The 12,522-nt window shown below is 61.1% G+C and carries 11 protein-coding genes; 7 read left to right on the top strand and 4 right to left on the bottom strand.

Annotated features, from left to right (window positions below; genetic code table 11):
* Positions 1-211: 211 nt before the first annotated feature.
* The 4 genes from QRN20_RS12690 to gcvH all read left to right on the top strand — a co-directional run bounded on the left by QRN20_RS12690 (position 212) and on the right by gcvH (position 4,651).
* Positions 212-1,213 carry an extracellular solute-binding protein gene (locus tag QRN20_RS12690; RefSeq protein WP_122469292.1) on the top strand — a complete coding sequence of 334 codons (1,002 nt, stop codon included), beginning with the start codon at positions 212-214 and terminating at the stop codon, positions 1,211-1,213.
* A 150-nt stretch (positions 1,214-1,363) separates the two neighbouring features.
* Positions 1,364-2,980, top strand: coding sequence for an ABC transporter permease (locus QRN20_RS12685; RefSeq protein WP_122544784.1), 1,617 nt, complete (start codon positions 1,364-1,366; stop codon positions 2,978-2,980).
* Positions 2,981-3,134: 154 nt separating this feature from the next.
* Positions 3,135-4,217, top strand: a complete 1,083-nt coding sequence (gene gcvT, locus QRN20_RS12680; protein WP_122605640.1) for a glycine cleavage system aminomethyltransferase GcvT — start codon at positions 3,135-3,137, stop codon at positions 4,215-4,217.
* A gap of 47 nt (positions 4,218-4,264) precedes the next feature.
* Entirely contained in the window at positions 4,265-4,651 is a 387-nt protein-coding gene (gcvH, locus tag QRN20_RS12675) for a glycine cleavage system protein GcvH (protein ID WP_069142705.1), read from the top strand.
* Positions 4,652-4,702: 51 nt separating this feature from the next.
* On the opposite strand, the gene QRN20_RS12670 is transcribed toward gcvH, so the two are convergent.
* From QRN20_RS12670 to QRN20_RS12660, 3 genes are all read right to left on the bottom strand, one after another.
* Positions 4,703-5,023: a DUF2388 domain-containing protein gene (locus QRN20_RS12670; RefSeq protein WP_004880598.1), complete on the bottom strand. Its 321-nt coding sequence runs from the start codon at positions 5,021-5,023 to the stop codon at positions 4,703-4,705.
* A 141-nt stretch (positions 5,024-5,164) separates the two neighbouring features.
* A complete protein-coding gene (gene tfpB, locus QRN20_RS12665; protein WP_029242930.1) occupies positions 5,165-6,949 on the bottom strand; it encodes a type IV pilus assembly ATPase TfpB in 1,785 nt (594 codons plus the stop codon).
* Positions 6,950-7,059: 110 nt separating this feature from the next.
* Positions 7,060-7,407, bottom strand: a complete 348-nt coding sequence (locus QRN20_RS12660; protein ID WP_122605638.1) for an ACT-like domain-containing protein — start codon at positions 7,405-7,407, stop codon at positions 7,060-7,062.
* A 127-nt stretch (positions 7,408-7,534) separates the two neighbouring features.
* Here QRN20_RS12660 and QRN20_RS12655 point away from each other — a divergent pair, with 127 nt between their 5' ends.
* Positions 7,535-8,002, top strand: coding sequence for an Lrp/AsnC family transcriptional regulator (locus QRN20_RS12655; protein WP_069142707.1), 468 nt, complete (start codon positions 7,535-7,537; stop codon positions 8,000-8,002).
* Between the two features lie 162 nt (positions 8,003-8,164).
* On the opposite strand, the gene QRN20_RS12650 is transcribed toward QRN20_RS12655, so the two are convergent.
* Positions 8,165-9,532 (bottom strand): CYTH domain-containing protein, encoded by a 1,368-nt coding sequence (locus QRN20_RS12650; RefSeq protein ID WP_122605636.1) that lies wholly within the window; start codon positions 9,530-9,532, stop codon positions 8,165-8,167.
* Positions 9,533-9,694: 162 nt separating this feature from the next.
* On the opposite strand from QRN20_RS12650, the gene argE reads away from it, so the two are divergent.
* Together argE and argA are read left to right on the top strand one after the other, a co-directional pair.
* On the top strand, positions 9,695-10,843 hold the full coding sequence (argE, locus tag QRN20_RS12645) for an acetylornithine deacetylase (RefSeq protein ID WP_025996700.1): 1,149 nt from the start codon (positions 9,695-9,697) through the stop codon (positions 10,841-10,843).
* Between the two features lie 121 nt (positions 10,844-10,964).
* Positions 10,965-12,263, top strand: a complete 1,299-nt coding sequence (gene argA, locus QRN20_RS12640; protein ID WP_025996699.1) for an amino-acid N-acetyltransferase — start codon at positions 10,965-10,967, stop codon at positions 12,261-12,263.
* The last annotated feature ends 259 nt before the right edge of the window (positions 12,264-12,522 follow it).

Below are 12,522 nucleotides of genomic sequence, written 5' to 3'. Positions count from 1 at the left end.
TGGGAGGCATTCCCACGCAGAGCGTAGGAACGATCATCATCGTATTCCTCCAGGATGACTTGTGTATAACGACGAGCGCGGAGCGGGCACGATCAGTCTTCCAAACGCGTTCTGTCTGCAACATCCAGTAACGCCTCCAGCGCCTCTTCGATTGAGATAGCAAATGGGATTCACTACCATTTCGCCTCATTTGCGAACGCGAGATACCTTCATGCAGGCAAGCAAGCGTCTTCTGGCTGCTCTGACACTGACTCTGCTGGGCGGCGCCGCTCAGGCGGCCGACGAAGTGGTGGTGTATTCCTCACGCATCGACGAGCTGATCAAGCCGGTGTTCGATGCCTACACCGCCAAGACCGGCGTGAAGATCAAGTTCATTACTGACAAGGAAGCGCCGCTGATGCAGCGCATCAAGGCCGAGGGTGAGAACGCGACCGCCGACCTGCTGCTGACCGTCGATGCAGGCAACCTCTGGCAGGCCGAGCAGATGGGCATCCTCCAGCCGTTCATCTCGCCGGTCATCGAAGCCAACATTCCGCCGCAATATCGCTCGTCCGCCCATGGATGGACCGGCTTGAGTCTGCGGGCGCGGACCATTGCCTACTCGACGGACCGTGTGAAGCCCGCTGAACTGACGACCTACGAAGCGCTTGCCGACAAGAACTGGGAAGGCCGTCTGTGCCTGCGAACGGCCAAGAAGGTCTACAACCAGTCGCTGACTGCCACGTTGATCGAGACCCACGGTGCCGAAGCGTCCGAGAAAATTCTCAAGGGCTGGGTCAACAACCTTTCCACCGATGTGTTCTCCGACGACATCGCCGTGCTTGAGGCAATCAACGCCGGGCAGTGCGACGTGGGTATCGTCAACACCTACTACTACGGCCGTCTGCACAAGCAGAACCCGGATCTGGCAGTGAAGCTGTTCTGGCCGAACCAGGCCGACCGTGGCGTGCACGTCAACCTGTCGGGTATTGGTCTGACCAAATATGCGCCACACCCGGACGCCGCCAAGGCGCTGGTTGAATGGATGACCAGTCCTGAGGCGCAGAAGATCTTCTCCAGCGTGAACCAGGAATTCCCGGCCAACCCTAAGGTGGCGCCTTCCGATGAAGTGGCGAGCTGGGGCGAGTTCAAGGCCGATACCATTCCTGTCGAGGTGGCGGGCAAGCGTCAGGCAGAAGCCATTCGCATGATGGATCGCGCGGGCTGGAATTGATTTAATACGCGACCTCTGATCGTTCACTCCGCGTGGTAATGCCGCTCAGGACGCTCTGCATCCGCTCTCGAATGTGACGCGGAGCGTCACGGGCTGCATGCCCACGCGGAGCGTAGGCACGATCATTCCTTTACCGACTTCGAGAACCCCTTGGCCCATCCTGCCCAACGCCGCTGGTATCCACTGGTCTTTGCCATCGCCGCGCTGGTGCTGTTGCCGCTGAGCGTGTTGCTGCTTTCCTGGCAAAGCATCGATCAGCAGATCTGGTCGCACCTGCTCGACACCCAGATGACGCGTCTGCTAGGCAACACCTTGATTCTGGTCGTTGGCGTCGGCGTGGGTGTGACACTGCTGGGTGTGAGCCTGGCGTGGCTGACCAGTCTGTGCGAGTTTCCGGGACGGCGCTGGCTCGATTGGGCGTTGATGCTGCCTTTTGCGATTCCGGCCTATGTGCTCGCCTTCGTCTTCGTCGGTCTGCTGGACTTTTCCGGCCCGGTGCAGACGCTGATGCGCGAATGGTTGGGCAGCGGCCTGCGGCTGCCCCGGGTGCGCTCCACGGGCGGGGTGATCATCGTTCTGGTGCTGGTGTTCTATCCCTACGTCTACCTGCTGGCACGCACGGCGTTTCTGGCGCAGGGCAAAGGCCTGATGGAAGCGGCACGTGTGCTTGGGCAATCGCCGTTGCAGGCCTTCTGGCGCGTGGCCTTACCGATGGCACGCCCGGCCATTGGTGCGGGTGTGGCGCTCGCGTTGATGGAAACACTGGCGGATTTCGGAGCCGTATCAGTGTTCAATTTCGACACCTTCACCACCGCCATCTACAAGACCTGGTACGGGTTCTTCAGCCTGTCCAGCGCGGCGCAACTGGCCAGCCTGCTGTTGTTGGCGGTGCTGATCCTGCTGTATGGCGAACGTCGTGCGAGAGGCGCGAGCCGTGCGACCAACGAGCGCCCGCGAGGCAAGGCGCTTTATCACCTGCGCGGGCTCAAGGCACTGGCTGCGACGTTCTGGTGTGGGCTGGTGTTTCTCTGCGCGTTTGTCGTGCCCGTGCTGCAACTGGTGGTCTGGGTCTGGCAGCGGGGCCGCTTCGATCTGGACGAGCGTTACACCGGTCTGATCCTGCATACCCTGTATCTGGGCGGCATGGCGGCGTTGATTACCGTCAGCGCCGCGCTGGTGCTGGCTTTCGCACGGCGCATGGCGCCCACACCTGCGATCCGTTCGGGCGTGAGCCTGGCCAATCTGGGCTATGCGTTGCCGGGGTCGGTGCTGGCGGTGTCGATCATGCTGGCGTTCAGTTACCTGGACCGCGAACTGGTCATCCCCTTGTCGGGCTGGCTCGGCGGAGCGGGCAAGCCACTGCTGCTGGGCAGTCTGTCTGCCTTGCTGCTGGCCTATCTGGTGCGTTTCATCGCTGTGGCCTTCGGTCCACTGGAAAACAGTCTTTCGCGTATCCGTCCTTCGCTGCCTGAAGCAGCGCGCAGTCTGGGTGTCAGCGGACCGAAGTTGTTTCTCAACGTGTATCTGCCATTGCTGGTTCCAGGTGCCTTGAGTGCCGCGCTGCTGGTGTTCGTTGACGTGCTCAAGGAAATGCCGGCGACCCTTCTGATGCGCCCCTTTGGCTGGGATACGCTGGCCGTGCGCATTTTCGAGATGACCAGTGAAGGCGAGTGGGCGCGCGCTGCATTGCCCGCCCTGACGCTGGTGCTGGTCGGCCTGTTGCCCGTCATCGGGCTGATTCGCCGCTCTGCCCGTCAGATTAGCTAGGTGCGGGGCCATCACCTTGCGGCTACAATGCGCCGCAATTGGTGCGGTCTGTCAGACAATTCGACACGCTTTATTGGTTGCAAACCCCGACTCAGCGGGGGGCTTGCCGTGATGTGTCTGCCCGCACCTTCGCCACGCCCGGAAGGAGAAACCCATGGGACAGCGTACCCCACTCTTTGACCTGCACCTCGCGCTCGGCGCGAAGATGGTCGATTTTGGTGGCTGGGACATGCCGTTGCATTACGGATCGCAGGTCGAGGAACACCATCAGGTGCGTCGCGACTGTGGGGTCTTCGATGTCTCGCATATGAATGTGATCGATGTGCACGGCAGTCAGGCCAAGGCCTGGCTGCGTTACCTGCTGGCCAATGACGTCGACAGGCTCAAGACGCCGGGTCGGGCGCTTTACAGCGCCATGCTGGACAGTCATGGCGGCATCATCGACGACATGATCGTCTACCTCACGACCAGCGGTTATCGGCTGGTCGTCAACGCGGCGACCGGCGCCAAGGACTTCGCCTGGATGCAGTCCCGGCTGGAAGGGTTCGACGTGCAACTGGTCGAGCGCAGCGAGATGGCCATGCTGGCCATTCAGGGTCCGCAGGCCAGAAGCAGAATCGCCGAGTTGGTAACCAGTGCCCGTGCTGATCTGATTCGCCAGCTCAAACCTTTCGAAGGCCATGACAACGCTGACTGGTTCATCGCCCGCACCGGCTACACCGGCGAAGACGGACTGGAAATCATGTTGCCCGCCGAGCAGGCTCCGGGTTTCTTCAATGATCTGGTCGGTGCCGGTATTTCCCCGATCGGCCTGGGCGCGCGCGACACTCTTCGCCTCGAGGCTGGCATGAACCTGTACGGTCAGGATATCGACGAAAACGCTTCGCCGCTGGTGTCGAACATGGCGTGGAGCATTGCGTGGGAGCCTGCCGAACGTGAGTTCATCGGACGTCGGGCGCTTGAGGCCGAGCGAGCCGCAGGCATCGCCTCCAAGCTGGTGGGGCTGGTGCTTGAAGAGCGCGGTGTGCTGCGTGCCCGACAGGTGGTACGCATCGCAGAAATTGGCGAAGGTGAGATAACCAGTGGTAGTTTCTCTCCTACGCTAAGCAAGTCGATTGCTCTGGCACGCGTTCCGATGGCCACCGCTGACCGCGCCGAGGTCGAAATCCGCGGCAAGTGGTACCCGGTGAGGGTCGTGCAGCCAGCGTTTGTGCGTCATGGCAAAGCCCTGATCTAACCTAATCTGGCGGGTTTTCCGCTGACCCCGATGTTGAGGATGACTAAATGAGCAATATTCCCGCCGAACTGCGTTTCGCCGAAAGCCATGAATGGGCGCATCTGGAAGCTGACGGTACCGTAACAGTCGGTATCTCGGATCACGCACAGGAAGCGTTGGGCGATGTCGTTTTCGTCGAGCTGCCGGAAATCGGCAAAACCTTCGCGGCTGGTGATGCTGCAGGCGTTGTCGAGTCGGTCAAGGCCGCTTCGGATATCTACTCGCCAGTTGCCGGCGAAGTGATTGCTGTGAATGACGATCTGCAAGGCACGCCAGAAGGGCTCAACAATGACCCTTATGCTTCGTGGATCTTCAAGCTCAAGCCAACCGATGCCTCTGCCGATCTGGCCAAGCTGCTGGACGCCGACGGCTACAAGAGCGCGATCGGCGAGTAAACGCCGGACAAAAAAATGCCGCTCAATCGAGCGGCTTTTTTTTGAGGACAATTACTGGTTTTCGGCAACCAGATTCTTGTCCAGGATCGCGTTGGCCAGTTCCATGTCGGTAGCCTTAAGGCCTGGGTTGTCCTGGCGAACCTGCTGGATGGCCGCTTCCAGGAACGGGCCTCGGATACCGCCGTCGCTGGCAACAAAGCTGCCTGCGTCGTCCTGAGCGGCAACGATCAGCTTGTGATCCTTGAAGGTCAGGTAAGTCGAGCCAGTGGTGGCACCCGAGGAAATCACGTTACGCCAAAAGGTGTCAGCCATCGCTGAACCCATCGGGATGGAAAGCAAGGCAACGGTGGCGACAGCAAACTTGAGACGCATGGTGAGGTACTCCAACTGTGGTTGTTCTGACGGGTTGGATAGCCAAAGTCACGTACTAGTTCAATCAATGTGTACCAGCTTGTTCACTTTAGCCGCCGCGTGCCCTGCCAGCTCCGCCTCAGGTGTTGCGGCTTCACGCTTTCAGCGCTGTTCGCTTTGCGGCGTCACGCGCAGCACCTCTTCAATAGTAGTCAATCCGGCAGACACTTTCTGGGCACCGGACAGACGCAGGCTGCGCGTGCCTTCCTTGAAGGCCTGCCTGCGCATGGCCGTGAGGTCCAGGTCCGCGCTGATCAGTGACTTCACCGCATCAGACATCACCATGATCTCATACACCCCCGCACGGCCCCTGTAGCCGGTATCCCGGCATTCCACACAACCCACGGCCTGATGCGCGCCGGACGGCACCGGCGCCTGCCAGGGGCGTGTCAGGGTCTGCCAGTCGGTCTCGTTCAGGTTGATCGGCGCCTTGCAGTGCGGGCACAGGGTGCGCACCAGACGCTGGGCCATGACGCCCAGGATCGTCGCCTTGAGCAAATAGTGTGGCACGCCGAGCTCCAGCATCCGGCTGATGGCGCTGGGCGCGTCGTTGGTGTGCAGGGTCGACAGCACCAGGTGACCGGTCAGCGCTGCCTGAATCGCCATTTCGGCAGTTTCCAGGTCGCGAATCTCGCCGATCATGATGATATCCGGGTCCTGTCGCATCAGCGCGCGCACGCCGCTGGCGAAATTCAAGTCAATGTTGTGCTGGACCTGCATCTGATTGAACGCCGGCTCCACCATCTCGATCGGGTCTTCGATGGTGCAGAGGTTGACCTCCGAGGTCGCCAGCTTCTTGAGCGTGGTGTACAGCGTCGTGGTCTTGCCGGAACCGGTCGGGCCGGTGACCAGAATGATGCCGTTCGGCTGGCGGGTCATTTCCTGCCAGCGCCGCAGGTCATCGCTGGAGAAACCCAACTGGTCGAAGTCCTTGAGCAGCACCTCGGGGTCGAAGATCCGCATCACCATCTTTTCGCCGAACGCCGTGGGCAGCGTCGACAGGCGCAATTCCACCTCGCCACCCTCCGGCGTCGTGGTCTTCACCCGGCCGTCCTGCGGCTTGCGCTTTTCGGCAACGTTCATACGTCCCAGGCTCTTCAGGCGGCTGACAATCGCCATGACCACCTGCGGCGGAAACTGGTAGACGTTGTGCAGCACCCCGTCGATACGAAAGCGCACCGTGCCCTGTTCGCGCCGGGGTTCAATGTGGATATCGCTGGCGCGCTGCTGGAATGCGTACTGGAACAGCCAGTCGACGATGTTGACGATGTGCGCGTCGTTGGCATCGGGCTCCTGATCGCTGGCGCCGAGCTTGAGCAGCTGTTCGAAGTTGCCCATGTTGCTGACTTTCTGTTCGGTGGCGCTGGCGCCGCTGACCGATTTCGCCAGCCTGAAGAACTCCACCCCAACGCGCTGGATGTCTATCGGGTTGGCGACCACGCGTTTGATCTGCAGCTTCAGCACGTGCTCCAGATCGGCTTCCCAGGCGCGCACATAAGGCTGCGAACTGGCGATGGTGACCGATTCGCGATCAACGGCCACGGCCAGGATCTTGTGGCGCTGGGCGAAGGCGTAAGACATCAGCGGTGTAACGGCCGCGACGTTGATTTTCAGCGGGTCGATGCGCATGTAGGGCTGACCACAGGCGTTCGCCAGCCAGGCGGTCAGCGTTTCGAGGTCGAGCTTCTTGCCGGGACGTTTCAGGTCATCGAACTGCTGGCTGGCCAGAAAGGCGAGCGGGTGCAGTTGAATGTTCGCGGCGCTGCGCCGCTGGGTGACCGCTGTTTCTGCGTCGTCCTGACTGAGCAAGCCTTGGGCGACCAGATCACGGAGTACATCGTTCAGATCGAGCCAGCGATCCTGTGAAGACGGGGCCAGGGATGCCATGCACGCTCCTTGAGGCAGTTCATCATCGGAAGATGAACAAGACTAGCTGCCAAGCGTGCCAGTGTTGGGCCTTCTATGCGACCGGGAATTTCCAAACGGTAGCCGTGGACTCAACCAGCAGCCAGCGCGACGAAGGTTTCCGAGGGCTGCAGCGATTCGCTGTGCGTCAGCTCGACCGAGCACACATCGATCAGATTGCGCATTTTTTCACCAATAACGCCTGCCCGGTGCCAGCTCAATCCGTCGACCTGCACGTCGATGGCCAGCAGCCCGTTCTCACGTGTCACCTCGATGTGGCAGGGCGTCAGGTACTGCATCGCGAACAGGTTCAGCACTTGGCACAACAGCGCAGGTTCTGCCTCGGCGAGGATCTGATAGCGCACACAGCAGGTGTGGCTGGCGGACGACCAACTGTCGGGGCGGTGTGCAGGGGTGAGAACGGTTTCGAGCATGGGCATGCCGGTTTCTCCTGTGCGATTAAGAGAAATTCTTGCACGCGCAAAAAGAAATATCTGGTCCATGATGGAATGAATTACGCTTGTTTTGACTTGTTAATGCGTGATTGATGCTTCTGGAGAATTGTTTATGTCTGTCGAGCTGGATGCCTATGATCGCAGGATTCTTGCCCTGCTCCAGGAGGATGCATCGCTGTCCAGCGCGCAGATCGCCGAGCAGGTCGGATTGTCGCAGTCGCCCTGCTGGCGTCGCATTCAGCGGCTCAAGGACGAAGGTGTGATCCGGCGGCAGGTCGCTTTGCTGGATCGCAAGAAGATCGGTCTGAATACGCAGATATTCGCCGAGGTGAAACTCAATGCGCACGGGCGCTCGAACTTCACCGAATTTACCGACTCGATTCGCGGTTTTCCTGAGGTGCTGGAGTGCTATGTACTGATGGGGTCGGTGGATTTTCTGCTGCGCATCGTGACGCCCGACATTGAGGCGTACGAGCGGTTTTTCTTCGAGAAACTGTCGCTGGTGCCGGGGATTCAGGAGGTGAATTCGACCGTGGCGTTGTCGGAAATCAAGTCTACGACGAGCTTGCCGTTGCGGTGAGGAACGACATCCGTGAAACGCCTCGGATCGGACGCAGAGCGTCCTGAGAGGCATGCCCACGCAGAGCGTGCGGAACGATCAGTGGGGTGGAGATTGATCGTGCCCACGCTCGCGTGAGCATGCAGCCGTGACCTTGCGTCACAGTCCGCAGCGTGCGCGCTGTTACAAACGCAACAAGGTCTTCCAGGCGCGGCCCTGAAACACGGTCAGTGCCTGATGCACGCGAGCGTCCAGCACTTCGTCGCTGATGTCCTGATGAGCCAGTTCTTCCAGTTTCCTCAGCTCGCCATACAGACGATCAAGGTCCGGCAGGTCCAGCGCACCGCGCGCCCAGTGCAGCCAGGACTGGATGCGCTCGATGCGTGGCAGCTGTTCGGCCAGATCTTCCGGCTGCTGCTGATAACGACCCAATTGCAGCGAAGTGGCTTCGTCGGCCAGCAAGCGTGGCAGCCAGCTGGCCAGCAGCGCGGCGCCCTGACGGTTGCCACGGTTGTTGCGCTCTGTGGTCCAGCTGCGTTCCAGCAACCAACGCGAGGTGTTCAGCGAGAACTCGCCCCAACGGGTGTCCTGCAGCTCTTCAAGGAACTGCTCGTGAGCGGCAGCGCGCACGTCGCCATCCTCCTGACCGGCCAACACCAGCGGACGCCAGTCTTCCAGCAAGGCGTCCAGCGCCGTACGCAGTTGAGCGGTCGAGGCGCGTGGTGCGGCTTGGCCAAGGCTGCTGGTCAGTGCACGCAGTTCGGCGAGCAGTTCGACCCAGTCCTGCAGCAAACGCCAGTGGCCGTTGAAACGGTACTGCTCGGCCAGACGCTGACTGCTGCCGAGCAGATGCCAGGCCAGTGCCGAGTAAGCGTCGTCCAGCGGCGTCTCTGCCGTCAGTTCAGGCGCCGCGAGGCTCAGCGAGTAGCTGCTGGCGTCGAGCAGGCGATAGCCGCGCTCGGCCTTGCTGATGTCGCAGGGCATCAAGGGCAGGGTTGCCGCCAGCTCGGCAGCCAGTTCCAGCAGCGCGGCAGGCTCGCCTTCGCGCAGCTCAAGCTCCAGCTCGCAGATTTCTTCCTTTTGCTTACCCGCCACCACCTGGCCCAGATCCAGCGCGGCTTCGATCACGACCTTGGCCTTGCCACGGCCCCAGGCAATCTCGGCTTTCTCGCGCACGAAATCGGTGGTGAACAGCGGCTTGATGGTTTTCTTGTCCAGCTCGGCCAGTTGCTCGGGCCAGCAATCGCCTTCCAGCTTCTTGAGGTCCAGCTTGGCCTTGGGCAGGTCCCAGTTGTACTCATTGCGCTCGGACAGACCGGCCACGCTCTGACCACGGGTTTTCATGGTCTGAATGATCTGATCACCGTCGCGGCGGATGCGCAGGGCAACCTTGGCGTGGGCCAGCTCACGCTCGGGCGTATCGAAATACTGGTTCGACAGATCAAGGCGCTCCCAGCCACTTTTGTTGCGCTTCTTGAGCAACGGGTGTTCACGCAGTGCAGCGAGGGTCTCGCGGCTGACGCGGAGTTTGATTTCTGTTTCTTTTTGCATGGCCGGGGGAATCCAAACGCTTGAGCTGATATCGGGAGCGCAGCCCGTGACTGAATGGCTGCTGAGGGCGGCAGTGTACAGGACATGGCCCGTAACGGTTTATTCCTGGGTCGTTATGACCCTATGATGGGGCGTGTTTCGACCCGAATACAGGAAGCGCCCATGCCCTTGCCGTCCATGAAAGACCAGTTTGCAGCCTTGATCGCTGCGCCGTCGGTAAGCTGCACCCAGCCTTCCCTGGACCAGTCCAATCGTCCTGTCATCGACCTGCTGGCCGGATGGCTCGGCGATCTGGGGTTCGCCTGCGATATTCAACAAGTGTCGCCCGGCAAGTTCAATTTGCTGGCGACCTTTGGCACAGGCCCCGGCGGTCTGGTACTGGCTGGCCACAGCGACACCGTGCCGTTCGACGAGGCCTTGTGGAAAACCGATCCCTTGAAGCTCACCGAAGTGGACGGGCGCTGGGTCGGTCTGGGCAGTTGCGACATGAAAGGGTTTTTCGCGCTGGTGATCGAAGCCGTGCGCGGCCTGCTGGATCAGCCGTTCAAGCAACCGCTGCTGATCCTTGCCACCTGCGACGAAGAAAGCTCCATGGCCGGTGCGCGGGCGCTGGCCGACGCAGGTCGCCCGCTGGGTCGTGCCGCAGTGATCGGCGAGCCGACCGGGCTCAAGCCGATTCGCATGCACAAAGGCGTGATGATGGAGCGCATCGATATTCTCGGTCGCAGCGGCCACTCGTCCGACCCGAGTCTGGGCCACAGCGCGCTGGAGGCCATGCATGACGCCATCAGCGAGCTCAAGGGGCTGCGCAAGCAATGGCAGCTCGAATACCGCAATCCTCAGTTCACCGTGCCGCAGCCGACGCTGAACCTGGGCTGCATCCACGGCGGTGACAACCCCAACCGGATCTGCGGCCAGTGCTCGCTGGAATTCGACCTGCGGCCGTTGCCCGGCATGGACCCAGATATGCTGCGCGCAGCAATCCGGCAGAAGCTGCAACCGCTCGCCGAAATGCATCAGGTGAAGATCGATTACGCCCCGCTGTTCCCGGAGTGCGCCCCTTTTGAACAGGTCGCTGACGCAGAACTGGTGCGTGTAGCCGAACGACTGACCGGTCATACGGCGGCTGCGGTAGCATTTGGCACCGAAGCGCCTTATCTTCAGCGCCTTGGCTGCGAGACACTGGTGCTGGGTCCGGGCGACATTGCCTGTGCGCATCAACCGGGGGAATACCTCGAAATGTCACGCCTGGAGCCTACAGTGCATCTGTTACGCCAGTTGATCGAACATTATTGCCTGACCCCGCAGTGAGGCGGGTCGGATAACCTTGAAAAGGAGAGTGCGCGTGTTGCCAAGCCTGTTTCGACGATAACCGCCCAGCGTTGTGCGTGTTTCTGCCCTTCGTCCATTTTTTCTACAGGCTCTTGCTGTCATGCCCGAATACGTTAACTGGCTTCGCCATGCGTCTCCCTATATCAATGCCCACCGCGACTGCACCTTCGTCGTCATGCTGCCCGGTGACGGCGTCGCGCATCCGAACTTCGGCAACATCGTCCACGACCTGGTACTGCTGCACAGCCTGGGTGTGCGGCTGGTGCTGGTCCACGGCTCGCGGCCGCAGATCGAAAGCCGTCTGGCGCAGCGCGGCATCACCCCGCGCTTTCATCGCGATATGCGTATTACCGATACCGAAACCCTTGAATGCGTGATCGACGCTGTCGGTCAGTTACGCATTGCCATTGAGGCGCGCCTGTCGATGGACATGGCCGCCTCGCCGATGCAGGGCTCGCGTCTGCGGGTCACCAGCGGCAACGTGGTGACAGCGCGTCCGATCGGCGTGCTGGAAGGTGTCGATTACCAGCACACCGGCGAAGTGCGCCGGGTCGACCGCAAGGGCATCAACCGCTTGCTGGATGAACGCCATATCGTGTTGTTGTCGCCGCTGGGCTATTCGCCAACCGGCGAGATTTTCAATCTGGCCTGTGAAGACGTGGCGACTCGCGCGGCCATCGATCTGGCGGCCGACAAGCTGCTGCTGTTCGGCGCTGAAACCGGCTTGCTGGACGAGCACGGGCGTCTGGTGCGCGAATTGCGTCCGCAGCAGGTGCCTGCGCATTTGCAGCGCCTGGGCAGCAACTATCAGGCGGAATTGCTCGATGCTGCGGCCGAGGCCTGCCGTGGCGGCGTGGGTCGCAGTCATATCGTCAGCTACGCCGAAAACGGCTCGCTGCTGACCGAACTGTTCACCCGCGACGGTGGCGGTACGCTGGTGGCCCAGGAGCAGTTCGAACTGGTGCGCGAGGCGGCGATTGAAGACGTGGGCGGCTTGATGGACCTGATTACGCCGCTGGAAGAGCAGGGCATTCTGGTGCGTCGTTCGCGCGAAGTGTTGGAGCGCGAGATCACCCAGTTCAGCGTGGTCGAGCGAGAAGGGTTGATCATCGCCTGTGCGGCGCTGTATCCGATTGCCGATTCTCAGGCGGGCGAGTTGGCGTGTCTGGCGGTCAATCCCGAGTACCGGCATGGCGGCCGTGGTGACGAGCTGCTCGAACGCATCGAAAACCGCGCCCGCGCACTGGGGCTCACGACACTGTTCGTCCTTACGACCCGTACCGCGCACTGGTTCCGCGAGCGTGGTTTCGAGCCAAGCAGCGTCGACCGCCTGCCGAGTGCGCGTGCGTCGTTATATAACTACCAGCGTAATTCGAAGATATTCGAGAAGGCGATTTGAGTCGCTGGCAAGCGTAATGATCGGCGAAGTGCTGACCGGACGCGGAGCACTCATTGTTATAAACACTGATCGTGCCCATCGCTCCGCGTGGGCATGCATCCCGTGACGCTCCGCGTCACAAAAGGCGCAGATTGCGGATACAGTGACCCCAGCGCATGACCTGAATAGCGCTGGAGCTTTGCCACGCATCTGCGCCGCATTCGAGAGCGGACGCGGAGCGTCCTGGGCGGCGTTACCACGCAGAGCGTGGGAACGATCA

Origin of the sequence: Pseudomonas sp. fls2-241-TYG-175, from assembly GCF_030209155.1 — a bacterium.
Taxonomy (GTDB): Bacteria; Pseudomonadota; Gammaproteobacteria; order Pseudomonadales; family Pseudomonadaceae; genus Aquipseudomonas; species Aquipseudomonas viridiflava.
Note: the sequence above shows the minus strand (reverse complement) of the source record. Positions and strands in the feature narration are given on the sequence as shown.